Consider the following 22981-nt stretch of genomic DNA (forward strand, 5'->3'; position numbering starts at 1 on the left):
CAGACAGGCCCGGAACAGGGGCCGGCACGCGCTTGTGACCGGTTGTCATCCCCGCAAAAGCAAAGGCCCGCCACCGGATTCCCGGGCGCGGGCCTTCTCCTTCCGGAAATCCGGTATGGCTTATTCGGTGACGCTCACCTTGGTCATAGCGTCGGGCTGGCCGATCACCGACCCGTTCTGCCCGGCGCCGCGCTTGATCGCGTCGACCACGTCCATGCCCTCGGTCACCTTGCCGACAACCGTGTACTGGCCGTTCAGGAAATGGCCCGCATCGAACATGATGAAGAACTGCGAGTTGGCGCTGTTCGGGCTTTGCGAGCGCGCCATGCCCACCACGCCGCGGTCAAACGGCAGATCCGAGAACTCGGCCGGCAGGTCCGGACGGCTGGAACCGCCGCGCCCGGCATAGCTCATGTCGCCGCCTTCCAGCTTGCCGAACTCCACGTCGCCGGTCTGCGCCATGAAGCCCTCGATCACGCGGTGGAACACCACGCCATCGTATTGGCCTTCAGCCGCCAGCGCAGTGATCTGCTCCACATGCTTGGGCGCCACGTCCTCAAAGAGGTCGATCTTGATGGTGCCGTTGGCTTCGCCTTCGACCTGGATTTCCAGGCCGGAGGCAAAGGCAGGCCCCGCCGCCAGCAGGGCCACCAGCGAAAGCGCCTTACGCATCCGCAGCAACCTTGACGGAGATCATCCGGTCCGGGTTCGCAGGCGGCTCGCCGCGGGTGATCGCGTCCACATGCTCCATGCCTTCGATCACACGGCCGTAAACGGTGTACTGGCCGTTCAGGAAGTGGTTGTCCTTGAAGTTGATGAAGAACTGCGAGTTGGCGGAGTTCGGGTTCTGCGACCGCGCCGCGCCCAGGGTGCCGCGGTCGTGCGGCAGCTTGGAGAACTCGGCCGGCAGATCGGGCAGGCTGGATCCGCCGGTGCCCGCCATGCGGATGTTGAAGCCGTCTTCCATGTCGCCGTTGGCCACGTCGCCGGTCTGCGCCATGAAGCCGTCGATCACCCGGTGGAAACAGACGTTGTCATATTCGCCGCCGCGGGCCAGTTCCTTCATCCGCTCGGAATGCTTCGGCGCCACGTCGGGCAGCAGCTCGATCACCACATTGCCGTCTTTCAGCTCGATGATGATGGTGTTTTCGGGATCTTTGATCTCGGCCATGTGGCCCTCCTGTCGTCGAAATTTGCAACGATAGTTAAGGCCAGCGCCCGGAAATGCCAAGGGAGCATTGACTGATGCGCAAAAACCCCCGAAACAGCCCGCGGATTTGACTGCACTTTCACCATAAGGGGTCTCGAAAGATGGGCTGGAAAACACTCGACGACATGGATCTGAACGGCAAGCGCGTGCTGGTGCGCGTGGATATCAACGTGCCGATCGTCGACGGCGTGGTGACCGACTCCACCCGCATCCGCCGCATCGCCCCCACCGTGCGCGATATTCTGGCCGCGGGCGGCAAGCCGATCCTGCTGGCCCACTTCGGCCGCCCCGGCGGCGAGCGCCGCGAGAACCTGTCGCTCAACCAGCTGGTGCCGACGCTGGAGCGCGCGTTCGAAACCAAGGTGCTGTTTGCCGCCGATTGCGTCGGCGCAGGCGCCGAGGCCGCAGCTGACGCGCTGCAGCCGGGCGAGGTTCTGCTGCTGGAGAACACCCGCTTCCACGCCGCGGAAACCAAGAACGATTCCGATCTGGCCGCCGGCATGGCACGCCTGGGCGAGGTCTACTGCAACGACGCCTTCTCCGCCGCCCACCGCGCCCACTCCTCGACCGAGGCACTGGCCCGCCTGCTGCCCGCCTGCGCCGGCCGCCTGATGCAAGCCGAACTGGAAGCGCTGGAAAGTGCGCTCGGCCAGCCGCAGCGCCCGGTCACTGCCGTTGTCGGCGGCGCCAAGGTCTCCACCAAGCTGGAACTCTTGGGCAATCTGATCGAGAAGGTCGATCACCTGGTGATCGGCGGCGGCATGGCCAACACCTTCCTGGTCGCCAAGGGCCTGCCGGTTGGCATCTCGCTCGCCGAACGCATCATGAAGGACACCGCCGCCGAAATCCTCGCCAAGGCCGAGGCCGCGGGCTGCGAGATCATCCTGCCCTCCGACATCGTGGTCGCCAAGAAGTTCGAATCCAATGCCGAGCACGAGGTTCTGCCCGCGGACCAGTGCCCCGAGGACGGCATGATCCTGGACGCAGGCCCCGAAAGCGTCGCCCGCATCATCGAGGTCTTTGCAAACAGCAAGACCCTGATCTGGAACGGCCCGCTGGGCGCGTTTGAGCTGGAACCTTTTGATGCCGCCACCAATTCTGCCGCGTTGAAAGCAGCGGCAATGACCCGCTCCGGCCAGCTGATTTCGGTTGCGGGCGGCGGCGACACCGTGGCCGCGCTGAACGCCTCCGGCGCGGCGGGTGACTTCACCTATATCTCCACCGCCGGCGGTGCCTTCCTGGAATGGATGGAAGGCAAAGTATTGCCCGGCGTTGCGGCGCTGGACCAGTAAGGCCCACGCAACCACGCTTCCCGGCGCCCCGGCCTCACCGCCGGGGCGTTTTCTTTGACACGGGACAAAAAATGCTTTGCCCCGGCCCTGCCTGCCCCCTTAGCGTCGCTGCAAGACACCGGCGCAGCAGGGAGGCCCGCCATGTTCCAGGACCGCATGACCCGTCTCAGGCAGAAGATGGCTAAGGACGAAGTTGGCGTTGCCCTGATCACCGACGACGACAGCGTCTATTACCTCACCGGCTATTACGACTACCTGCATATGGAGTTCGGCCGCCCCACCATCCTGGTGGTTCCCTGCGACGGCCCGTCGCTGCTGATCACCCCGGTGATTGACGTGGTGATGGCCGAGGAGGTCGCGCAGGTGGACCGCATCGCCGCCTGGAACGACGGCGACGGGGCCGAATGGCGCGCCGAACTGCCAGCCGCCTTGGCAGGCGCCGCCCGCATCGCGGTTGAGCCGGACCACATGTCGCCAATGGTGCGCGCCTGCGTCGATGAACTGGCGGGCGGAACCGAGATCACCAGCATCACCCCGGCGCTGTCCGGCCTCAGGATGTTCAAATCGGCGGAGGAGCTGCAACTGGCCCGACACGCAGGCCAAGTCGCCGGCGCCATGATGGCCGCGGGCCGCGGCGCCATCGCCGCCGGCGTGCCGGAATACGAGGTCGCCATCGCCACCTCCCAGGCCGGCACCCGCACCGCGGCTGAGCTGCTGCGCACGTATTACAGTGATGCCAACATGTCGCCCAGCACCCATTTCCTGCAGATCATGGCCTCAGGCCGGGACATCACCAAGACCCACCATCGCGCCTCCACCCGCATCATGCAGCGGGGTGATCCGGTATTCCTCTGCTTCTGCGGCATGACCAACTTCCACCGCTTCAAGCTGGGCTTCGACCGCACCTTCTGGATCGGCGAGGCAGACCCGGAACAGGCCCGCATCTACGAGGTGGCGGTGGCCAGCCAGAAGGCCGCGCTGGACCGCCTCGGCCCCGGCGTCGAGGCGCAGGAGGTGCACCGCGCCTATGCCGAAGCGATCCAGGACGCGGGCTTCAGCTACCCGTTCCGCTGCGGCCGCGCCACCGGCTTCAGCTTCCTCGAGCGCCCGCAGCTGGTCACCGGCGACACCACCGTCCTGCAGCCCGGCATGGTGTTCGCCGTCGACGGCTCCGTCTCGACGGACACGTTCCGCGCCCAGGTCGGCGACAGCTTCATCATCACCCAGGATGGCTACGAGCAGATCACTTCCCACCCCAGGGCGCTGGAGGACGTGATCCTCTGACGCCTTCCGTTGCTTAGCATCTTCCGCAAATTTTCCCGGCTTTGGACAGATTTAGGATTCCCAAGAAGATTCGCTTGTGGCATTCTGGATCCAGACGCCGGCAAACGGCGCAAAACACATCAAGAGCAGTAACATACAGGCACCTCCAAAGTGACCCGAAGCACACGGCCGTCTCTCGGCGCCATCGCCTTTTTTGCCATCGCCTTCGCGCTCAGCGCGTATTTTACCTTCGCGGCGGTGCAGGGCGACTTCGGGCTGTTCAGACGGGTTGAGATCCAGGCCGAAGCGGAAGAACTTCAGCAGGATCTCAGCCGCCTCCAGTCCCGCATCGGCGAGATGGAGAATCTGACCCGTCGCCTGTCCGACGATTACCTCGACCTCGACCTCCTCGACGAACAGGCACGCACGGTTCTCGGTCTCGTCCGCGCGGACGAGATCGTGATCCGCTGATCCGCGGCCGCCGGCAGCACAGCCGCCGGCAGCAGGACGTTCAAAGCAGGCGGGCCGAAATCCCGCCATCAACGGAGACCGGAGCGCCGGTCACAAAGCTTGCCCTGTCAGACAGCAGAAACATTGCAGACTGGGCAATCTCCTTGGGCTCTGCCATCCGCTTGAGCGGGTGCAGACCAGCGATGAATTCATGCGTCGCGGGATCGTCGCCAGCCATGTCCGTCTTGGTGCCCCCCGGCAGAATCGTATTCACCCGGATCCCCTCAGCCGCATGGTCTGAGGCCAGCGATTGGGTCAAACCCAGCAACCCGGCCTTTGACGCTGCATAGGCCGCCATGCCCGGCATGCCGCCGTTGCTGACGCCGACAAAGGTTCCGGTAAAGACAATTGATCCGCCGCCCCGTCTTTGCAACGCAGGCATCTGGGCTCTGGCAGAGAGAAATGCGCTGGTCAGGTTGGTTTCCAGGACGGATTGCCAGTTGCCGGGCTCCATGTCCGCAATGGGGCCCACGTCGCCCATCATGCCTGCATTGTTGAACGCGCCGTCAAGGCCGCCAAAGTGTTCTTCCGCCAATGCGACAAGAGCCTCGGCATAAGATCCCTCGCGCACATCCCCGGCCAGGAAAACGGCGTTCCCATTGCTTTGCCCGATCTGCCCGGCAATGGATTTCAGCCGTGCCTCCCTGCGCGCGCCCAGCACCACATTCGCCCCCTCAGAGGCAAAGAGCAGCGCCGCGGCCGCGCCGATCCCGCTGCTCGCCCCGCTGATGATGATTGTCTTGTCCTTCAGTTCCATGGTCATGCCTTTCGCTTTTTTGCACGCCAATCAGCAAAAAAGGAAAACCGGTACGCGGCGACCCGTTTCTTGCGCTTGCCGCGCACCCCGGAAAGGATGGCGCAAGATCCGGGCCGGCGGGCCAGCGCCAAACAGACCTGCCCTGCCCCCTCACCAACCCCGCAAGCGTTGCATTTTTGCGCGTCCGTCGGCGGATCTTTACCCCGCGTCCGCCCCGCGTCAGAATAGCACTATTCAGCCGCGGCAAAACCCGCTATGAATTTGTTTAACACTAAACTATCTAGCCTTCAGGGGGAGCTGACCACCATGGCCGCTAGAAAAAGCGCAAAGAAACCAAACGTTTCTGCCGAAGAACTGACAAAACACTACCGCGAGATGCTGCTGATCCGCCGATTCGAAGAGAAATCCGGCCAGCTCTACGGCATGGGCCTGATCGGGGGCTTCTGCCACCTGTACATCGGCCAGGAAGCCGTTGTCGTCGGTCTTGAGGCGGCAGCAGAGGAAGGCGACAAGCGCGTCACCTCCTACCGCGACCACGGCCATATGCTGGCCTGCGGCATGGACCCGGACGGGGTGATGGCCGAGCTCACCGGCCGCGAGGGCGGCTATTCCAAGGGCAAGGGCGGCTCCATGCACATGTTCTCGAAAGAGAAGCACTTCTACGGCGGCCACGGCATCGTCGGCGCCCAGGTGCCGATCGGCGCCGGCCTCGCCTTTGCCGACAAGTACAAGGGCAACGGCCGCGTGACCTTCGCCTATTTCGGCGACGGCGCCGCCAACCAGGGCCAGGTCTACGAGACCTTCAACATGGCCGCTCTGTGGAAGCTGCCGGTGGTCTTCGTGATCGAGAACAACCAGTACGCCATGGGCACCGCCCAGCAGCGCTCCACTTCCAGCGCCGAGATCTGGGAACGCGGCAAGGCGTTCGGCATCCCGGGCGAAGCGGTCGACGGCATGAACGTCCTCAGCGTCAAGGAAGCCGGCGAGCGCGCCGTGGCCCACTGCCGCAGCGGCGACGGCCCCTACATCCTCGAGGTTAAGACCTACCGCTACCGCGGCCACTCGATGTCGGACCCGGCCAAGTACCGCACCCGCGAAGAGGTCCAGAAGATGCGCGAGGAGCGCGACCCGATCGAGCAGGTCCGCGAGATGCTGCTGACCGGCAAGCACGCCACCGAAGAGGATCTCAAGGCGATCGACAAGGAGATCAAGGAGATCGTCAGCAAATCCGCAGAATTCGCCAAGGAAAGCCCTGAACCGGCCCTGGACGAACTCTGGACCGACATCTACGCCTGAGAGGGAAGACAAAGACATGGCAACTGAAATCCTGATGCCCGCCCTGTCGCCGACCATGGAGGAAGGCACCCTGGCCAAATGGCTGGTCAAGGAAGGCGATACCGTGAATTCCGGCGACATCCTCGCCGAGATCGAAACCGACAAGGCGACGATGGAATTCGAAGCCGTCGACGAGGGCACCGTCGGCAAGATCCTGATCGGCGAAGGTTCTGAGGGCGTGAAGGTCAACACCCCGATCGCGGTGCTGCTGGAAGACGGCGAAAGCTACGACGCCTCTGCCGCCCCTGCCCCCGCGGCTGAAGCCCCGGCCCCCGCCGCCGAAGCGCCTGCAGCCCCCGCCGCTGCGGCCGCCGCGCCTGCACCGGTTGAAAGCCGCGTGCTGGAACCTGACTACCCGGAAGGCACCGAGATGGTGCAGACCACCGTCCGCGAAGCGCTGCGCGACGCCATGGCCGAGGAAATGCGTCGCGACGAGGACGTGTTCCTGATGGGCGAAGAAGTCGCCGAGTACCAGGGCGCCTACAAGGTCTCGCAGGGTTTGCTGGACGAATTCGGCTCCAAGCGGGTGATCGACACCCCGATCACCGAACACGGCTTTGCCGGCATCGCCACCGGCGCCGCCTTCGGCGGCCTGCGCCCGATTGTCGAGTTCATGACCTTCAACTTCGCCATGCAGGCGATTGACCACATCATCAACTCGGCGGCCAAGACGCTCTATATGTCCGGCGGCCAGATGGGCGCCCCGATGGTGTTCCGCGGCCCCAACGGCGCCGCCGCCCGCGTTGCCGCCCAGCACTCGCAGGACTACGCCGCCTGGTACATGCAGATCCCGGGCCTGAAAGTGGCGATGCCCTACTCCGCCGCCGACGCCAAGGGCCTGATGAAAACCGCGATCCGCGACAACAACCCGGTGATCTTCCTGGAGAACGAAATCCTCTACGGCCGCGCCTTCGACGTGCCGAAGCTGGATGATTTCACCATTCCCTTCGGCAAGGCCCGCATCTGGCGCGAAGGCTCTGACGTCACCATCGTCTCCTTCGGCATCGGCATGCAATACGCGCTGGAAGCCGCCGACAAATTGGCCCAGGACGGCATCGCGGCCGAGGTCATCGACCTGCGGACGCTCCGGCCCATGGACCTGCCCACGGTGATCGAATCGGTCAAGAAGACCAACCGCCTGGTCACGGTCGAGGAAGGCTGGCCGCAGGGCTCCGTCGGCAGCTACATCGCCTCCGAGGTGATGCAGCAGGCGTTTGACTACCTGGACGCGCCGGTTGTGACCTGCACCGGCAAGGACGTCCCGATGCCCTATGCCGCAAACCTGGAGCGCCACGCGCTGATCACCACGGATGAGGTGGTCGAGGCGGTGAAGCAAGTCACCTACCGCTAAGGACGAAGATGGAGATCAGGGGCCGCGATCCCGAAACCGAATGCTACCGCGTCACGCTGACCGTCGACGGGCGCACAGTCACTGCACTGGTTCCCGAACGGCTGGCAGCAGACACACGGCTGATCGGCTCGCGGCCCTCCCATCAGGAAGCTTACGTCTGGATGGCGGAAAAGAAAGACAATATCGAAGCCGCGATAACCCAATTGGCCCGCGGCACCAAGCGCCCCAGGGCGCCCTATGACCAAATTGTTCTGATTGAGGAGCGCTGACATGCCCACCGAAATCCTGATGCCCGCGCTTTCTCCCACCATGGAGGAAGGCACCCTTGCCAAATGGCTGGTCAAGGAGGGCGACACTGTCTCCTCCGGCGACCTGATCGCCGAGATCGAAACCGACAAGGCCACCATGGAATTTGAAGCCGTGGACGAAGGCGTGGTCGGAAAGATCCTGATCGCCGAAGGCTCCGAGGGCGTGAAGGTCAACACCCCGATCGCGGTGCTGCTGGAAGACGGCGAAAGCGCCGACGACATCCAGTCCTCCGACGGCGGCGCAGCCGCCCCGGCCAAGGAAGAAGCCCCTGCGGCCAAAGCTGAGGCCCCCGCAGCCGCGCCCAAGGAAGAAGCCAAACCCGCTCCCGCCGCTCCACAAGGTGCCGACGGTAACCGCATCTTCGCCTCCCCGCTGGCCCGCCGCATCGCCGCCGACAAGGGCCTGGACCTGAGCGCCATCAAGGGCACCGGCCCCAAAGGCCGCATCGTCAAGGCCGACGTCATGGATGCCAAGCCGCAGGCAGCCGCCGCCGCTGCCCCGGCAGCTTCCGCTCCGGCCGCCGCGCCTGCTGCTGCTGCTGCCCCTGCCGGCCCCTCCGCCGACATGGTTGCCCGCATGTACGAGGCCCGCGACTACGAGGAAGTCTCGCTCGACGGCATGCGCAAGACCATTGCTGCCCGCCTCAGCGAAGCGAAACAGACCATCCCGCATTTCTACCTTCGCCGCGACATCCAGCTCGACGCGCTGCTGAAATTCCGCGGCGAGCTGAACAAACAGCTTGAGGGCCGCGGTGTGAAACTCTCGGTCAACGATTTCATTATCAAGGCCGTGGCCCTGGCGCTGCAGGCGGTGCCGGACGCCAACGCGGTCTGGGCCGGCGACCGGGTCCTGAAGATGAAAGCTTCCGACGTGGCCGTGGCTGTCGCCATCGAAGGCGGCCTGTTCACCCCCGTGCTTCAGGACAGCGACACCAAATCGCTCTCGGCGCTGTCGGCAGAGATGAAGGACCTGGCCTCCCGCGCCCGCGAGCGCAAGCTGGCCCCGCATGAATACCAGGGCGGCTCTTTCGCAATCTCCAACCTCGGCATGTTCGGCATCGACAACTTCGACGCCATCGTGAACCCGCCGCACGCGGGCATCCTGGCGGTCGGCTCCGGCGTCAAGAAGCCGGTTGTTGGTTCGGACGGCGAGCTGAAGGTCGCCACCGTGATGAGCGTCACCATGTCGGTCGACCACCGCGTCATCGACGGCGCCCTCGGCGCGGACCTGCTGAAAGCAATCGTCGACAACCTGGAAAACCCGATGGTGATGCTGGCCTGAGGGGCCATCGCCATGAGAAACCCAAAAAGCCCCGGTCCACGACCGGGGCTTTTAATTTGTGATGCAGCCGCCCGCCTCAGGGGCCGTCTTCACACCCAGGGCGGTCCCGGCTCAAGACTCTGGCTGCAAAGCCCCCTCCTTATCCGGCGGCACGGCCCGCCGGTACAGATGCCAGGTGGTGTGCCCCAGAACCGGCAGCGTGACGATCAGGCCCAGAAACGCCGGCACCAGCGACACCAGCATGGCGGCCGAGATGATCGCCGCCCAGCCCAGCATGACCACCGGATTCTCCGCAACCGCGCGGATCGACGTCAGCATGGCCGTCACGAAATTGGTTTCCCGGTCCAGCAGCATCGGCATGGCGACGACGGTCACCGTGAACAGAACCGCCGACAGAAACGTGCCGGCACAGGTGCCAACCGCAAGAAAGGCCCAGCCCTGCGGGGTAAAGAAGACCGTGTGCAGGAACCCTTCGAAATCCGAAAAGGACGCATCCTGCAGGATGATCGCCAGCCAAAGCCGAACCTGATACATCCACACCCAGAAGATGAACAGGGTGACAAAGGCCATCCACCCCATTTCGCGGTTGCGCTGTCTGGCCATGACGGTGAGGATTTCAGACCAGCCGAAGTTTTCCCCCGCCTGCATCCGCCGCGACATCTCATAAAGCCCGGCAGCGGCAAAAGGCGCCACCAGCGGAAAGCCCACAGCGGCGGGAATGATCATCCAGATCTTGCCCAGCCAGACCAGGCACCAAACAAACAGAATGCCGAAAACCGCATAGAACAGGCCAAAGAACCCGCTCATGACGGGGCGCGCCAGAAAATCGGAAAACCCGGCCTTCAGCGATGCGCTGATATCGCCCGCAGTCAACGTATTGACGTCAAGAACGCTCCGCGGCCGCGGCTTCAGTTTGTCCGGTGATGGAGACCCTTCAGTATTGGATGTCATGGCACACTCCTCCCAAAGCATGACCCTGCTCTGGCCCCCGTGCAAACGGACCAAGCGGTGAAACAGACATCCCTCCTGTACATGGAAGTGTGCATCAGCCCGGACACAAGGGCAAGGGGCGTGCAATGCAGCAAAGCTCTGCACAGCGATCACGCAGGCACGCGGGGCCCCAACCCACAAGTGCCAAAAACCCGGTCGGAAAAAGGGAGCACCACCGCGCCCCCTTCTTCTTTGTCCAAATACTCGCCTGCGCAACGTACGCCGCAAGCATAACGCCAGCGGCGGCGCGCAGATCAGTACTGATAGCCGGGGGTCGAGGCCGACAGCGCCTGCTCCGCCTCATCCATTTCGGCAGGAATATCCTCAAACAGCGGCGTCGACAGATACCGCTCGCCGGTGTCCGGCAGCACCGCCAGCAGCACCGAGCCTTCCGGCGCGCTCTCGGCCACCTTCATCGCCGCCGCCAGGCTGCCGCCGCTGGAAATCCCGGCAAGGATTCCCTCCTCCGCTGCCAGCCGCCGGGACCACTTGATGCTCTCGTCACCGCTCACCGGTTCCAGCGCGTCAAAGTAACCCTTGTCCAGCGCCTCCTGCAGCACCAGCGGGATGAAATCCGGGGTCCAGCCCTGGATCGGGTGCGGGTTGAACGCCGGATGGGTCGCCGCGGGCTCGCCCTCATCGTTGCGCGCCTGCGCTTCACCGGACTGCACCAGCGCCGCGTTGGACGGCTCGCTGAGGGTGATCTTCAGATCAGGCCGCGCGCCCTTCAGAACCCGCCCCAGGCCCGAAACTGTGCCGCCGGTGCCGTAACCCAGCACCACGTGATCCAGACGCTCACCGTCGAAATCGCCCAGGATTTCCCGCGCGGTGGTGCTCTCGTGGATGTCGGCGTTGTCCTTAGTCTCGAACTGATGCGCCAGGAACCAGCCGTTGGCCTCCGCCAGCTCCTTGGCCTTCACCACCATGCCAACCGCCTTATCCTCCTTACGGGTCAGCACCACCTTGGCGCCCAGCATCCGCATCAGCCGCCGCCGCTCGACCGAGAACCCGTCGTGCATGGTGATGACCAGCGGATAGCCCTTGGCGGCGCAGACCATCGCCAGGCCAATGCCGGTATTGCCGCTGGTCGCTTCTACCACGGTCTGGCCCGGCTTCAGCCGGCCCTCTCGCTCCGCCGCCTCGATGATGTTCAGCGCCAGCCGGTCCTTTACCGATCCCGCCGGATTGAACGCCTCGAACTTCACATACATGGTGACATGCGCTGGCGCGATATTGTTCAGCCGGATCACGGGCGTGTTGCCCACCGTCTCCAGGATCGAGCCAAACAGACGCCCGCGGCCTTCGGTTGTGTAAATCATGCTGTGTCCCCATGTTACAAACTGACTGAATTCTTCGAATTTGCCTTAACATATGCGCCGTGCGGCGCCGTCAATCAAGCCAGCCTGGCCCCCGTCCGCCAGGCGCAAAGACTGCCGTCAGCCGCCCGCTGCCTGTCCCGGAACCCCAGCCGCCCCAGCCGCGGGCGGGCCGGACGGATGGGCTGCAAAGCGCCGCAGGACGGGAGGAAATTCTTTGCCCCGCACCGCCCGATGTAACGCCTGCATGAAGCTTTCATGACAATCCGCCGCCCGCAGGCCGCGGTTTACCACGCGTTTATTTCTGCGGCCATACTGCAACCATAACGATTACTTGCGGACTCAGAAAAATGGCCCTGCCCGATCTCTCCTCCCGCCGCCGCTTCCGCTCACTCAACCTGCGGATTGCGCTGCTTGTCACCCTCTTTTCCCTGCTCACCGCGCTGCCGCTGGCCTACCTGGCCGGACAGCGCCTGCAATCCCAGGCGCTGGACGCGCTGCGGGTGCTCGAGCAGGAGCTCACCGCCATCACCGCCAGGGAAATCGAACAGCCGATGAAGCTCGGTTTCTCCGGCACCGTCGAAAAGCGCATCCAGCATGTGATCGAACGCGCCGGTGCCAGCTTTGCCTACGCCAGGGCGGTGAAATCCGACGGCGTGGTGATGGCGGAGGCCGGCAGCCTGCCCCCGGACCGCCTCGCGGCGCTGGACGAAACCGCGCTGCAGGTCATCGGTACAGCTGAGCCCTGGCAGTCAGCGGACGGCTACACGCTGGTCACCCCGGTGCTGTCGAAAAAGGGCAAGCTGCGCGGCGCCCTGATCATGTCCTGGAACCCGGCCCCGGCACTGGCCGCCGTCAACGCGGGGTTGCGCCGCGACGCCGCCCTCGGCGCGCTGATCCTGGCCGTTTCGATGATCACCTGCCTGATGATCCTGAAACGCCTGCTGGGCCGCCCGATGCAGGAACTGGCCGCGGCGCTGGAACGGATCACCGGCGGCGATTACGGCACCGCGCTGCAGGCCGCCGCCCGCCAGGATGAGCTCGGCCGCATCGCCCGCCGCATCGCCATGCTTCAGGACACCCTGGCAGAGGGCCGCGCCGCTGCTGAAGCCCGCGACGCGGACCGGGCAGAGCAGGCCAAGGCGGTTGAGCAGTTGCGCGCGGGCCTGGGCGCCCTGGCCCGCAGGGATCTCTCCTACCGCATGGACGACCCGCTGGCCGAAACCTATGAACCGCTGCGCCGCGACTTCAACTCCGCGCTGTCCAGCATTGCCGGGCTGCTGGCGCAGGTGCTGGACACCGCCTCCGCGGTGCTCGCCCGCAGCGAGCGGATCGAGGCCGGATCGGCCGGCCTCTCGCGCCGCATCACCAGCCAGTCGCAGAAGCTGGAAGCCCTGTCCCGGGCGCTCAGCACCCTGACCGGCTCGCTCGCCCGCGCTTCGGACGGCGTCCGCGAGGTGAACGGGCTGGCCTCCGGCGCGGTGCAGGAGGCCGGCGCCAGTGGCAGCGTGGTCAAAAACGCCGTCGCCGCGATGACCGGCATCGAGCAAAGCGCGGTGCAGATCGAAACCATCACCGGGGTGATCGACGACATCGCCTTCCAGACCAACCTGCTGGCGCTGAATGCCGGGGTGGAGGCCGCCCGCGCCGGCGAGGCGGGCAAGGGTTTTGCCGTGGTCGCCAGCGAGGTCCGCGCCCTGGCGCAGCGCAGCTCGCACGCGGCAACAGAAATCAAGGAGCTGATCAGCAGCGCCGCCCGCCACATCCAGAAAGGCGTGTCCGAGGTCAACAACACCGGCGCGGTGCTGACCGGAATCATCGCCCGCATGGACGAGATCTCTGCCCGCGTCAGCACCTCAGCCGAGGGGTTCACCCGCGACTCGCAGGACCTGCAGGGGCTGTCGCGCAACCTCAGCGCGCTGGGGGCAACAACGCAGGAAAACACCGGTATTGTTGCGGCAACGGTCCGGTCCGTCGGCGATTTGCGCGGCGATGCGGATCAGCTCAGCACCCTGGCTGCCGCCTTCCAGCTGCCCGGAACCGGCGCGGACACGCCGCCCCAGGCCCCGCCGCGCGCCGCCTGAGGAACCGGGAAAACAGCAAACGGGCAGGCATCAAAAAAGGGGGCGCGGCCGCCCCCTTCTTCTTTGCATAAATACTCAAGGTACCCAGGCCCGCGGCCCGGGCCCTCATTCCGATCCGTTCGGGAACCGCTGGTCCATGCTGACCGAGGGCTGATCGCAGCCCGCCTCGCCGACAATCCTGGCCGGCACGCCGGCCACGGTCTTGCACGGCGGCACCTCTGCCAGCACCACCGACCCGGCGGCAATCCGGCTGCACTGGCCGACCTTGATATTGCCCAGCACCTTGGCGCCGGCGCCGATCAGCACCCCGTCGCCGATCTTCGGATGCCGGTCCTCTTCCTCCTTGCCGGTGCCGCCCAGCGTCACCGAATGCAGCATCGACACATTGTCGCCCACCACCGCGGTTTCGCCGATCACGATGGAATGGGCGTGGTCGATCATGATCCCCTTGCCGATCACCGCCGCCGGATGGATATCGACGCCGAAAATCTCGGAAATCCGCATCTGGAAGAAATACGCCAGGTCCCAGTCGCCCTGCTGCCACAGCCAATGGCCGATCCTATAGGCCTGCACCGCCTGGTACCCTTTGAAGTACAGGATCGGCTGCAGCAGCCGGTGGCAGGCCGGATCGCGCTCAAAGACCGCCATCAGGTCGGCGCGCGAAGCCTCGACGATGCCGGGATCGGCGGCATAGGCCGCATCGACGATCTCCCGCAGGATCGTCATCGACATCTCGTTCGAGCACAGCTTGGCCGAAATCCGGTAGGACAGCGCCTTTTCCAGCGACTTGTGGTGCAGGATACAGGCATGGATCAGCCCGCCCATCAGCGGCTGCGAGTCGACAGCCTCTTGTGCTTCCTTGGTAATCCGGTCCCAGACGGGATCCAGAGAGGCGACGGCTTGCTGCGTTTTGAACATGGCGATGCATCCTTTCTCCGCTCAAGATAGCCATCTAAGGTCTTTTTCGGCAAACGCAAACCCGTGATGGGGTACATTTTCGTTATGAATGACTCGGACCTGGCGCGCCTCAAGGCGCAAATCACCGCCCGGCTGGCAGAGCTTGCGGCAGAGGACGCCCGCGGCGCGGACGCCCAGGGCGTGGTGGAGCTGGACCAGCAGATGGTCGGCCGCCTGTCGCGCATGGACGCCCTGCAGATGCAGGCGATGGCCAAGGCCCAGGCCGCCCGCCGCCAGCTGGAAACCCAGCGCCTGCAGGCTGCGCTGGCCCGCGTGGCGGACGGAGAATACGGCTATTGCGAGGACTGCGGCGAGGACATCGACCTGAAGCGGCTGGAGCTGGACCCGGCGGCCCTCAAATGCATCAGCTGTGCTTCGGGCTAACAACCATTCGCCCGGAACAAGGCGCTCAGCGCCGCCGGGCGAGCGCCAGCCCGCCTAAAACACTGCCGCCAGTTCCCGCAGCACCAGCCGGGTGCAGCTGAGATAAGCGGGATCATCCAGAAACGGCTCCTCTGCCAGGCCGGACTTTCGCGCCGCCGCGCTCAAGCTTCCATCGCCCCAGCGCGGATGCAGAGCGCCGTGCAGCCCGCAATGTGCTGCCGCCTCAGCCGCGCCGCCGAAGATCCTGCGGCACAGGCGCAACCGGTCGCCCTCCGGCACCGCCAGCAAGGCCCGCGCCACCGCAGAGAGATCGCCGGGCAGCACCGGGCGGATCATCCGAGCGGAACCCGTGCCGCAGGCCCGGCGCCGAAACGGGCCGAGCGCTGCGCCACTTCCAGCACATCTCCCGCCTGCACCGCGTCCGCCGCCTGGGCGGCCGCCGGATAGCTCCAGAACGGCATTGCAGAGGTCTCCTCCCGCAGCACTGCGGGGCCGCGCATCACCCGGATGCGGTAGGATTCAAACTCCTCGCCCAGCGGCACCTCCTCCAGCTCCCAGCTGTCGCCTTCGATCCGGGTGCGCCGCACCCAGCCGGCAGTGATGTCCGCGCCCAAAGCCCCCTCCAACTGCAGATGCGCCGGCGCATAGGGGCGCAGGCCAATGCCCTCGAACGCCTCCTGCTGATGCACGTAGGAGGGATCCTCCAGCGCGCGGCGTGCCGGGCCGATCCGGTAGTGCCGCAGGCGGCGGCGCTGTTCCGGCGCCAGGTCCATCTGCACCGGCGTACCGTCCAGCAGCACCATGTAAGAGCCCGCAGGCCAGACATCCGGCATCAGCGCATCGGTGCCCTGCTGGCCGCGCAGGCGGCCCCGCAGCAGATAGGTCTGCGGCGCAATCAGCTCCGCCTCGCGGAACTGGAACAGCTCCCAGTTGCCAGGTGTGCCGTCGCCGATGGCGGCCGCATTGGCACCGTTCAGCACCGCCTCCGCCGTGCGGCTCTCCAGGGAACCGGAGATCAGCTTCACCTGCAGATCCGCCCCCAGGTCCCAGCGTCCGGCACCGGCGGCAAACAGCGGCGTTTCCGTGACCCCGACCACCTGCCGCGCCGCAACCACTTGTTCCAGCGCGTAATTCTCATCCGCCTCGGAGCCGTAGACCGCCACGCTCCCCGGCCAGGCCGCCGCGGTCAGCGCCAGATGCGGCGCGTGCGGCACCTCATCGCCGCGCATCAAGGGCAGGTCCATGAACAGGGGCAGCACCGGCCCCGGCGCGACAAAGGCATTGACCCCCGGCAGCTCCTCCGCCACCGCGGCCAGGTCATAGGTGCCGGGTTCGATCCTGACGGCCTCCAGCATCTGCGCCTCAGCCTGTTCCACCCGGTCGATGCGGTAGAGCTGATCCTTGCCCTCCACCGGCAGGGAGACCACGTCCCCGGCCCCGAGATGCAGCAGCGAGGGCGGCAGCATGAACCGGACTGTGTCGCGCGAAATCCGCGCCTCCGCCAGCCAGCGGCTGACGGTCTGGCGCGCCTCGGCGCGGGTCAGCGCCAGCGGCAGCTCGTTCTGGCTGACGGAATGCGTTGCTTCATCCGGCAGAACCGCCTCCACCGAGGCCGCGGCATGGTCGCCGCCCCATTCGGTGAACCGCAGCCGCACCCGTCCCGCCAGCTCCGCCTCGCTGGCGCGGGACAATTCCAGGCTGCCGTCCATCCCGTCGCTATCAACCAGATGCTCCAGCGCCAGCGCCTCGGCCCCGGTGCCCTTGCGCATCCGGAAGATCAGCAGCCCGTCGCGCTCCAACGCATCAAACCCGTGCCGCAGCATCAGCGGCTGCAGCACCGCGCGGGCGTCCGCGACATCCGGGTTCACAAACCCGTGCACCACGCCGTAAAGCCCGGAAACATCAATGTCAAAAAGCCCCGCACGGTGGCAGACTTCCTCCACCACAGAGGCCAGCGTCCGCTGCCCGGCACGCCCGTTCAGCCAGTGGCCGCGCAGGTAGTTTTCGCCGTCGTTCCAGATTTCCACCCGGCTGGGGAAGGACGGGAACGGTCGCGCGTCCCAAGCCCAGACATAGGCATTGGACATATCCAGCATCGGCCCGCCGTATTCCTCCGACACCGGGTTATTGGCGGTCTCTCCCCAATATCCCAAGAAGGCGCGCAGATAAGCGATCTGCATCAGATCGTCCCGTAGGCCGTTGGAATAACTCGGCAGTTTCGATTCAGAGCTTTTCGGATCCAGGAACTTGTTGGGCTGATTTGTGCCCTTGTCGATCGCCGCGCAGCCCAGTTCGGTGAACCAGACAGGCTTGGACTGCGGCACCCACTCCGTCGGCACCGCCTGCCTGACCCCGCCGATCCGTTCGTGGTGCTCCTGCATCCACCAGCTGCGGATATCCTTGTAGCGCCACACCCAGGGCTCATCATGCGCGCCGTCGGTGATCGGCGTCCTGATCTGCGCCTCCCGCGCTTCAGGCGAATGGTAATACCAGTCAAACCCCTCGCCGCCCTCGACATTGCCGCGCAGGTAATCGAGGTCATAGACCGCAGGCACGCCGGATTGCGCGTCCAGGTGTTCCTCGCCCTCACGCCAGTCGGACAGGGGCATGTAGTTGTCGATGCCGATGAAGTCGATGTTTTCATCCACCCACAGCGGATCGAGGTGGAAATAGCGGTCGCCCTCCGGCGACTGATACCCCCAGTATTCCGACCAGTCGGCGGCATAACCGATTTTGGTCTCCACCCCCAGCAGCGCCCGCACCTCCGCCGCCAGCCCTTTCAATGCCTGCACTGCCGGGAACCCGCCGGCACCGCGGATCTGCGTTAGCGCCCGCATCTCCGAGCTGATGCAGAAAGCCTCCACCCCGCCCGCCGCCGCGCACAGCGCCGCATTGTGCAGGATGAAACGGGAAAGGCTCCACTCGTTCGGGCCAGTATAGGTGACGGAGCCGTCGCCGACGGCGAAATCCGCCGCAGTGACGGTGCCGAAAAACGCCGCCACTTCCGCATCTGCTGCCGCGGTCCCATCCGGCGATCCCGGCTGGCCCGGCGCCACCGACAAGGTGATCCGCCCGCGCCAGGGCAGATGCGGCTGGCTGGCGCCGCCGGTCCAGGGGTCTGGCAGCGCATTGCCTTCGGCCTGATCCATCAGGATGAACGGGTAGAACATCACCCGCAGGCCCCGTCCCTGCATTTCGCGGATCGCTTGGATCACCGAGGCATCCGCCGGGGTGCCGCCATAAAGCGGCTCGCCGTCCGCCTTCAGCACTTCTTCCGCCGCCGCGCGGGTGACGCCGCTGACGGTCCAGGCCATGTTCCCCTCGGCGTCTTTATGCTCCACCTTGGGCTTCAGGACGCAGTCGCCGCAGCGCAGATCATCTCCGAACCAGGACACAATCAACGAGGCCGCGCCGCAGGCCGGCAGCTCCGCCTCCAGCGCGTTCAGCGAGGTCTTGAGGTCGCTGAGGCCTGAGGGTGTATGCTCATTCGCTGCCTTGGCATCGCCGGGCCCGTCGGAATACTGGACCACATCCGCGACAAGGGAGTATTCGCCGGTGCCGGGCATCAGCGCCACCCCCTGCACCAGCTGGCCCAGGTCCTGCGCATAGGTGCTGCTGGCAGGCTGCTCCGGGCGCAGCACATCAAAGGAGAACTGCGGCACCCGGTTGCCGAACCGTCCCAGCTCCAGGTTCTCCATCACCACATAAGCGGTGCCGCGGTAGGCGGGCACCTGCCCCGGCCCTTCGATTGCCTCCATCACCGGGTCCGGCAGCTGATCCGTGGTGCCGCGGTAGACGGTCATGTTCAGATCCTTCGGCGCTACTTCCTCGCCATCGGCCCAAACGCGCGAGACGCTGGCGATCTCGCCCTCGCACAGCGCCACCGCCACTGACACCGAGTAGCTGTAACTGGTCACCTGCGGCTGGCTCGGCCGCCCCTTGCCGCCGCCGCCGCTGGTGGAGGCGGTTTCCAGAAAACGCGAGGACCAGATCACCTGCCCGCCCAGCCGCATCCGGCCATAGACCTGTGCCACCGGCGCGCCCTCGCTGGCCTGGGTCAGGCGGAAGCGGTCGGCCTTGCCGGTCTCCACCGGATCGGCACCGGAACCGAGGAGCCGCTCGTCGATCAGCCGCCCCAGGGTGGCGCCCACTGCGCGGCCGATCACCGCCGAGGACAGTCCCGCCACGGTGCTGCCGATCGTGCTGCCAATCGCCGCGCCGGCGGCAGAGAGAAGAATGGTTGCCATCAGATCAGCTCCTTCGGGAAATGAAACCGCGCCACGAGGCGGCGCTGCCAGGGCGGGCTCAGCGGGCTTTCGACAACCCCGTGGCCGGCGTAGGCGTGGATGAAGGCGGGGCCTTCCCCCTGGCCGACAGGCCGGGCAGTGCCCGTCCGCTCCCCGTCATGCCGGAGGCGTGCTTCCAGCACGACGCGGGCGCTTCGCACCCTCCCCGCCGGGCCGGGCGCTGCCCTCATTTCGATTACGGACTGCACTCCCAGATGCTTGGCCACCGACCCTTCGCGCATCCGGAACAGGATCACATCGCCGGGGGCGGCCTCACCCAGCGGCTTCGCCGCCAGATGCCGCGCCGCGGCCTGCCACAGCGCCTCGGCGCCCTGCGGCTCCGACCAGTCCATCGTATAGGCGGGCGGCACCTCCGGCTCGGCCCCGCACAGCTCGCGCCAGAGCCCGCGGATCAGGCCCAGGCAATCGCAGCCCGCGCCCTTGCAGGACGCCTGGTGCACATAGGGCGTGCCGATCCAGCCCCGCGCGGCCTCGACCACCCGGCTCATCTGCGGCTGCCCCCGGTGTTCATGCCGGACTGCCGCGGCACCGCCATGATCCAATCCTCCCCCGGAATGTCGGGGAAGCCCCGGAAATTCAGAAGGTTGTTGAACTTCAGCCGGCAGGTTTCCATGCGCTTGTCGCAGCCGGCCTCAAGCCGCACCCAATCCCCTGGCTGCACATCAGCGCGGACCGGTTCCCACAAAGTGATCCTGCGCCCATCCGCGCCGCTCTGATCCGCCTTGATGGCCGCCCATAGCCCCTCGGCGCCGCCGCTCAGCACCGTGAGACGGCCGCCGGCGAACCAGCCCGGCTCAAACCCCGGCAGCGCTTCCCAAAGAAACTCCTCGCTGCGGTTCGCGCTTTCCACAACAGTTTGAGTCGCATAGCCCGGCGTGTTCATATCAAAACCGCAAGCCCCGTCGCCCAGAACCGCCGTGCAAGGTTTCTGATAGATCCGCCCAAGCGGCTGGTTCAGCGCTTCGGTCAGCCCGCGCAGCTCTGCCTCAAAGGCGCCGCCCGCGCGGCGGATCTCCCCGATGGAGCCGCGGAACTGCAGCCAGCGCATGGTAACATCCTGCCAGTTGACCAGCCAGCAGCGCACCTCGGCACCGTCAAAGCGGCCCGCCTCGATGTCTGCCTCGCGCACGGCCGCGTCGTTCAGCACCCCCAGCGCCTCGGTGTTGTCGACCGACAGGCCGGTGGCCTGGCTCACCGCCCGCGCGGTGAGGCCGCTGCCGGGCTGGAAATCCACGCCATCGAACGACAGCACGCAGTCATGATCGGTAAACCCCAGCACGGCACCATCGCGGCGGGTCAGCGCCCAGCACCGGCAAACCGTGGTGATACCGGATCGAAGATGTTCGTGCAACTCATTGGAAAAACTGTTCATACCCGCACCTCCACCACTGGCACGGCGGGCGCCTCGCCTGCCTGGAAGGAGGCCACGCTGGTCTGTATGCTGGCGGTGTCGAACCGCACCGGCACATCAAACTCAAACCCCGCATTGATGCTGAGACCCTGCTCCGGCGGATGCGCCAGGGTGATCAGGCCGGTGGCGGTGTCGAGCTCATAATCGACGCCTTCGCGCAGCTCATCCTGCTCGATCCCAACCCGCACCGTCCCGGCCACCGGCTTGGCAATCAGGCGCTGGTAGGTGAAGGCCCCGGAGCGGTAGGTCTTGGCCAGTTGGAAGGTCACGGTGCTGCCGTCACCCGTTGCGATCACCTGATCGTCAAACGCCACCCCGGCGCTGGGCCGGGCGGATTTGTAGTCGCTCCAATCCTTCCAGCGGAAGCCATAGAGCTGCCCCTGGCGGGCCTCGAAAAAGGCAATGAGCACCTCGATATCCTCCAGCGCGCGCAGGCCGAGGCCCGCGTCATAGCGGCGGCGGGAGTGCGCCCAGGGGGTGTTGCGCTCCTCAAACCCGTTGGCCAGCGTCACCACATCGGTGCGCCGCTCCGGGCCGCCGAGGGAACCGAAGCTGAGCGAGGCGGGAAATCGGACTTCGTGGAAATTCATCGGGTTACCCTCCATCCTTAACGGTTGCGCCCGCCGCGGGACAGCGCACGGCTGAGCTGTGCCGCGATCTGGCTGCGGCTGCGTTCAAAGCCTTTGACGTCCGGGGTCGTGACATTCATCACCACGTTGACCGCGCCGCCGCCCTGGCTGCGCACGCCCAGTGAGCCATCGGCGCCGCGGGTCAGCGGAAGGATCGCCTCCGGCCCGGCCTCGCCCATCAGCCCGGTGGCTCCGCGCATCGGAAAGGTCGTGGGGCCGGTGACGATGCCGCCCTTGGCAAAAGGCATCACCTTGCCCTGGCTGAAGGCTGCGCCGTTGGCGAAAGGCAGGATGCTGCCGATGAAGCTGCCGAAACCGTCGGAAATCAGCCCGCCCACATGATTGGTGACCGGTTTCATCGCGGCGTTATAGGTGGTGCGGATCATTGAGCGCGCCAGCGTGTCCATCGCATCCGACAGGTTGGCGCCGTCAAACATCAGATCTTCAAATGCCCGCCGCAACCCTTTGGAAAGACTGCGGTCCAGGATCTGGGCGTCACGTCCGGTTTCGGAGAACCCCTCCTTCACCCGCCCCAGCACTTCTGCAAACGCCGCGGCCATTCCAGAGGCACCGTCCAGCGCTTCGCCCAAAGCTTCGCCCTGCAGTTCCAGTTCTGCCATCGAGGATGAGTCAGTCATCTGTTATCTCCTTGTTCCTTGGCGGCGGGAGGTCCGGGAAGTCCTGCATCAGCGCCGCCAGCCGGTCGCGGGCCATCGGCTGGGGGGCGGCGGCATCGCCCAGCATCAGCCGAAGCTCTGCGGGGGTCAGCTGCCAGAAATCGCGCGGCAGCAGTTTCAGCCCCGCCATCCCGGCGCGCATCAGGGCGGGCCAGTCGAGGGCGGTCATGGGCTGTCCGGCACGGCAAAGCTGCGCACTAAGAGTTCCGCCGCCACCTTTGCCGCCTGCATCGGGCCGCCGCCGATGGCAGCCGCAGCCAGATCCTCGCGGCTGAGCTCATGGCCGCCGCCTTGCAAACCCGCTGCCAAGAGCGCCAGCACGTCGCGGGCGGAAAACCGGCCCTGTTCGAACCGCTGCACCAGGCCGACCAGCGTGCCTTCCTCCAGCGCGGCCTCCAGCCCCGCCAGCGCGCCCAGCGTCAACTTCAGCGCGTAAGGGGTTCCATTCACGAGCAATTCTGCCTCGCCTGCATGCGGGTTCACCATTGTCACACCGCGGCAAAGCTGAGCTGGCCGGCGCTGGCGAGCGACAGCTCATAGGTCGCCTCGCCATTGTGGCTGCCGGCGTATTCAAGTGCTGTGACCTGGAACGGCCCCTGCACGATGCCGAAGTCGGGGATGATGACCTGGAATTCCGGCGTGAGACCGTCAAAGAACAGCTGCCGGGCGCGCTCATCCGTCGCCTCGTCCCGGAAGATGCCGCTGCCGGAAATGCTGGCGGAGCGGACGCCGGCACCGGCCAGAAGCTCGCGCCAGCCGCCCTGGCTTTCGAGGCTGGTCACATCGACGCTTTCGGCGTTGAAACTGATCCGGGTGGCGCGCAGGCCTGCGATGGTCTCAAAAAGGCCTGCGCCATTCATGTCCACTTTGACCAAGAGGTCCTTGCCGTTTTGAACTGTCATGGGGTTTCTCCATGTA

General features: G+C 65.8%; 24 protein-coding genes. 9 read left to right on the top strand and 15 right to left on the bottom strand.

Going from position 1 to position 22981, the window contains the following annotated elements:
* Positions 1-120 precede the first annotated feature (120 nt).
* Together AC58NV_RS02910 and AC58NV_RS02915 are read right to left on the bottom strand one after the other, a co-directional pair.
* Complete coding sequence (locus tag AC58NV_RS02910; protein ID WP_497225802.1) at positions 121-672, bottom strand: peptidylprolyl isomerase; 552 nt, start codon at positions 670-672, stop codon at positions 121-123.
* On the bottom strand, positions 665-1171 hold the full coding sequence (locus tag AC58NV_RS02915) for a peptidylprolyl isomerase (RefSeq protein WP_019296866.1): 507 nt from the start codon (positions 1169-1171) through the stop codon (positions 665-667). The genes AC58NV_RS02910 and AC58NV_RS02915 overlap by 8 nt, the downstream gene beginning before the upstream one ends.
* A 140-nt stretch (positions 1172-1311) precedes the next feature.
* Here AC58NV_RS02915 and AC58NV_RS02920 point away from each other — a divergent pair, with 140 nt between their 5' ends.
* From AC58NV_RS02920 to AC58NV_RS02930, 3 genes are all read left to right on the top strand, one after another.
* Complete coding sequence (locus AC58NV_RS02920) at positions 1312-2502, top strand: phosphoglycerate kinase (protein WP_497225803.1); 1191 nt, start codon at positions 1312-1314, stop codon at positions 2500-2502.
* Positions 2503-2643: 141 nt separating this feature from the next.
* Positions 2644-3786: a M24 family metallopeptidase gene (locus AC58NV_RS02925; protein WP_497225804.1), complete on the top strand. Its 1143-nt coding sequence runs from the start codon at positions 2644-2646 to the stop codon at positions 3784-3786.
* A gap of 150 nt (positions 3787-3936) precedes the next feature.
* On the top strand, positions 3937-4236 hold the full coding sequence (locus tag AC58NV_RS02930) for an FtsB family cell division protein (RefSeq protein ID WP_497225805.1): 300 nt from the start codon (positions 3937-3939) through the stop codon (positions 4234-4236).
* Positions 4237-4276: 40 nt separating this feature from the next.
* Here AC58NV_RS02930 and AC58NV_RS02935 read toward each other — a convergent pair whose 3' ends face one another.
* A complete protein-coding gene (locus AC58NV_RS02935) occupies positions 4277-5032 on the bottom strand; it encodes an SDR family oxidoreductase (protein ID WP_497226387.1) in 756 nt (251 codons plus the stop codon).
* A gap of 306 nt (positions 5033-5338) precedes the next feature.
* Here AC58NV_RS02935 and pdhA point away from each other — a divergent pair, with 306 nt between their 5' ends.
* Genes pdhA through AC58NV_RS02955 form a run of 4 tightly spaced genes read left to right on the top strand, consistent with a single transcriptional unit; the run spans position 5339 to position 9308 of the window.
* Positions 5339-6328 (top strand): pyruvate dehydrogenase (acetyl-transferring) E1 component subunit alpha, encoded by a 990-nt coding sequence (gene pdhA / locus AC58NV_RS02940; protein WP_497225806.1) that lies wholly within the window; start codon positions 5339-5341, stop codon positions 6326-6328.
* Positions 6329-6344: 16 nt separating this feature from the next.
* Positions 6345-7718 (top strand): pyruvate dehydrogenase complex E1 component subunit beta, encoded by a 1374-nt coding sequence (locus AC58NV_RS02945; protein ID WP_497225807.1) that lies wholly within the window; start codon positions 6345-6347, stop codon positions 7716-7718.
* A gap of 8 nt (positions 7719-7726) precedes the next feature.
* Positions 7727-7987 carry a hypothetical protein gene (locus tag AC58NV_RS02950; RefSeq protein WP_497225808.1) on the top strand — a complete coding sequence of 87 codons (261 nt, stop codon included), beginning with the start codon at positions 7727-7729 and terminating at the stop codon, positions 7985-7987.
* Between the two features lies 1 nt (position 7988).
* Entirely contained in the window at positions 7989-9308 is a 1320-nt protein-coding gene (locus tag AC58NV_RS02955) for a pyruvate dehydrogenase complex dihydrolipoamide acetyltransferase (RefSeq protein ID WP_497225809.1), read from the top strand.
* A gap of 111 nt (positions 9309-9419) precedes the next feature.
* Here AC58NV_RS02955 and AC58NV_RS02960 read toward each other — a convergent pair whose 3' ends face one another.
* Both AC58NV_RS02960 and cysK read right to left on the bottom strand, forming a co-directional pair.
* Positions 9420-10259, bottom strand: coding sequence for a DUF2189 domain-containing protein (locus AC58NV_RS02960; RefSeq protein ID WP_497225810.1), 840 nt, complete (start codon positions 10257-10259; stop codon positions 9420-9422).
* A gap of 293 nt (positions 10260-10552) precedes the next feature.
* Positions 10553-11617 (bottom strand): cysteine synthase A, encoded by a 1065-nt coding sequence (gene cysK, locus AC58NV_RS02965; protein WP_497225811.1) that lies wholly within the window; start codon positions 11615-11617, stop codon positions 10553-10555.
* Between the two features lie 347 nt (positions 11618-11964).
* Between cysK and AC58NV_RS02970 the strand changes: the two genes are divergently transcribed.
* A complete protein-coding gene (locus AC58NV_RS02970; RefSeq protein ID WP_497225812.1) occupies positions 11965-13698 on the top strand; it encodes a methyl-accepting chemotaxis protein in 1734 nt (577 codons plus the stop codon).
* A gap of 105 nt (positions 13699-13803) precedes the next feature.
* Here AC58NV_RS02970 and cysE read toward each other — a convergent pair whose 3' ends face one another.
* A complete protein-coding gene (gene cysE, locus AC58NV_RS02975) occupies positions 13804-14616 on the bottom strand; it encodes a serine O-acetyltransferase (RefSeq protein ID WP_366661620.1) in 813 nt (270 codons plus the stop codon).
* A gap of 84 nt (positions 14617-14700) precedes the next feature.
* Between cysE and AC58NV_RS02980 the strand changes: the two genes are divergently transcribed.
* The gene (locus AC58NV_RS02980; RefSeq protein WP_497225813.1) at positions 14701-15039 is read left to right on the top strand and encodes a TraR/DksA family transcriptional regulator; all 339 of its coding nucleotides are present in this window, start codon (positions 14701-14703) and stop codon (positions 15037-15039) included.
* A 54-nt stretch (positions 15040-15093) separates the two neighbouring features.
* Here the strand turns inward: AC58NV_RS02980 and AC58NV_RS02985 are convergent, their stop codons facing one another.
* Genes AC58NV_RS02985 through AC58NV_RS03025 form a run of 9 tightly spaced genes read right to left on the bottom strand, consistent with a single transcriptional unit; the run spans position 15094 to position 22965 of the window.
* The gene (locus AC58NV_RS02985) at positions 15094-15375 is read right to left on the bottom strand and encodes a DUF7742 family protein (RefSeq protein ID WP_497225814.1); all 282 of its coding nucleotides are present in this window, start codon (positions 15373-15375) and stop codon (positions 15094-15096) included.
* A complete protein-coding gene (locus AC58NV_RS02990; protein ID WP_497225815.1) occupies positions 15372-19286 on the bottom strand; it encodes a baseplate multidomain protein megatron in 3915 nt (1304 codons plus the stop codon). Before AC58NV_RS02990 ends, AC58NV_RS02985 begins: the two co-directional genes overlap by 4 nt.
* Entirely contained in the window at positions 19286-19834 is a 549-nt protein-coding gene (locus AC58NV_RS02995) for a C40 family peptidase (protein ID WP_497225816.1), read from the bottom strand. The genes AC58NV_RS02990 and AC58NV_RS02995 overlap by 1 nt, the downstream gene beginning before the upstream one ends.
* Positions 19831-20718, bottom strand: a complete 888-nt coding sequence (locus AC58NV_RS03000) for a phage/gene transfer agent baseplate hub protein (RefSeq protein WP_497225817.1) — start codon at positions 20716-20718, stop codon at positions 19831-19833. The genes AC58NV_RS02995 and AC58NV_RS03000 overlap by 4 nt, the downstream gene beginning before the upstream one ends.
* Positions 20715-21347 (bottom strand): phage distal tail protein, Rcc01695 family, encoded by a 633-nt coding sequence (locus AC58NV_RS03005; protein ID WP_497225818.1) that lies wholly within the window; start codon positions 21345-21347, stop codon positions 20715-20717. The genes AC58NV_RS03000 and AC58NV_RS03005 overlap by 4 nt, the downstream gene beginning before the upstream one ends.
* A gap of 17 nt (positions 21348-21364) precedes the next feature.
* Entirely contained in the window at positions 21365-22024 is a 660-nt protein-coding gene (locus tag AC58NV_RS03010) for an RcGTA-type gene transfer agent tail tape measure protein (protein ID WP_497225819.1), read from the bottom strand.
* Entirely contained in the window at positions 22017-22232 is a 216-nt protein-coding gene (locus tag AC58NV_RS03015) for a rcc01693 family protein (protein WP_497225820.1), read from the bottom strand. Before AC58NV_RS03015 ends, AC58NV_RS03010 begins: the two co-directional genes overlap by 8 nt.
* Complete coding sequence (locus tag AC58NV_RS03020; protein ID WP_497225821.1) at positions 22229-22549, bottom strand: gene transfer agent family protein; 321 nt, start codon at positions 22547-22549, stop codon at positions 22229-22231. Before AC58NV_RS03020 ends, AC58NV_RS03015 begins: the two co-directional genes overlap by 4 nt.
* Positions 22550-22551: 2 nt before the next feature.
* Positions 22552-22965: a phage major tail protein, TP901-1 family gene (locus AC58NV_RS03025; protein ID WP_039170035.1), complete on the bottom strand. Its 414-nt coding sequence runs from the start codon at positions 22963-22965 to the stop codon at positions 22552-22554.
* Positions 22966-22981: the final 16 nt, after the last annotated feature.

This window comes from Leisingera sp. ANG49, assembly GCF_059694505.1.

Bases quoted from the DNA above. Each gene is read 5' to 3' on its own strand.
- AC58NV_RS02910 (WP_497225802.1), bottom strand. From the start codon at position 672: ATGCGTAAGGCGCTTTCGCTGGTGGCCCTGCTGGCGGCGGGGCCTGCC.
- AC58NV_RS02915 (WP_019296866.1), bottom strand. From the start codon at position 1,171: ATGGCCGAGATCAAAGATCCCGAAAACACCATCATCATCGAGCTGAAA.
- AC58NV_RS02920 (WP_497225803.1), top strand. From the start codon at position 1,312: ATGGGCTGGAAAACACTCGACGACATGGATCTGAACGGCAAGCGCGTG.
- AC58NV_RS02925 (WP_497225804.1), top strand. From the start codon at position 2,644: ATGTTCCAGGACCGCATGACCCGTCTCAGGCAGAAGATGGCTAAGGAC.
- AC58NV_RS02935 (WP_497226387.1), bottom strand. From the start codon at position 5,032: ATGGAACTGAAGGACAAGACAATCATCATCAGCGGGGCGAGCAGCGGG.
- pdhA (WP_497225806.1), top strand. From the start codon at position 5,339: ATGGCCGCTAGAAAAAGCGCAAAGAAACCAAACGTTTCTGCCGAAGAA.
- AC58NV_RS02945 (WP_497225807.1), top strand. From the start codon at position 6,345: ATGGCAACTGAAATCCTGATGCCCGCCCTGTCGCCGACCATGGAGGAA.
- AC58NV_RS02950 (WP_497225808.1), top strand. From the start codon at position 7,727: ATGGAGATCAGGGGCCGCGATCCCGAAACCGAATGCTACCGCGTCACG.
- AC58NV_RS02955 (WP_497225809.1), top strand. From the start codon at position 7,989: ATGCCCACCGAAATCCTGATGCCCGCGCTTTCTCCCACCATGGAGGAA.
- AC58NV_RS02960 (WP_497225810.1), bottom strand. From the start codon at position 10,259: ATGACATCCAATACTGAAGGGTCTCCATCACCGGACAAACTGAAGCCG.
- cysK (WP_497225811.1), bottom strand. From the start codon at position 11,617: ATGATTTACACAACCGAAGGCCGCGGGCGTCTGTTTGGCTCGATCCTG.
- AC58NV_RS02970 (WP_497225812.1), top strand. From the start codon at position 11,965: ATGGCCCTGCCCGATCTCTCCTCCCGCCGCCGCTTCCGCTCACTCAAC.
- cysE (WP_366661620.1), bottom strand. From the start codon at position 14,616: ATGTTCAAAACGCAGCAAGCCGTCGCCTCTCTGGATCCCGTCTGGGAC.
- AC58NV_RS02980 (WP_497225813.1), top strand. From the start codon at position 14,701: ATGAATGACTCGGACCTGGCGCGCCTCAAGGCGCAAATCACCGCCCGG.
- AC58NV_RS02985 (WP_497225814.1), bottom strand. From the start codon at position 15,375: ATGATCCGCCCGGTGCTGCCCGGCGATCTCTCTGCGGTGGCGCGGGCC.
- AC58NV_RS02990 (WP_497225815.1), bottom strand. From the start codon at position 19,286: ATGGCAACCATTCTTCTCTCTGCCGCCGGCGCGGCGATTGGCAGCACG.
- AC58NV_RS02995 (WP_497225816.1), bottom strand. From the start codon at position 19,834: ATGAGCCGGGTGGTCGAGGCCGCGCGGGGCTGGATCGGCACGCCCTAT.
- AC58NV_RS03000 (WP_497225817.1), bottom strand. From the start codon at position 20,718: ATGAACAGTTTTTCCAATGAGTTGCACGAACATCTTCGATCCGGTATC.
- AC58NV_RS03005 (WP_497225818.1), bottom strand. From the start codon at position 21,347: ATGAATTTCCACGAAGTCCGATTTCCCGCCTCGCTCAGCTTCGGTTCC.
- AC58NV_RS03010 (WP_497225819.1), bottom strand. From the start codon at position 22,024: ATGACTGACTCATCCTCGATGGCAGAACTGGAACTGCAGGGCGAAGCT.
- AC58NV_RS03015 (WP_497225820.1), bottom strand. From the start codon at position 22,232: ATGACCGCCCTCGACTGGCCCGCCCTGATGCGCGCCGGGATGGCGGGG.
- AC58NV_RS03020 (WP_497225821.1), bottom strand. From the start codon at position 22,549: ATGGTGAACCCGCATGCAGGCGAGGCAGAATTGCTCGTGAATGGAACC.
- AC58NV_RS03025 (WP_039170035.1), bottom strand. From the start codon at position 22,965: ATGACAGTTCAAAACGGCAAGGACCTCTTGGTCAAAGTGGACATGAAT.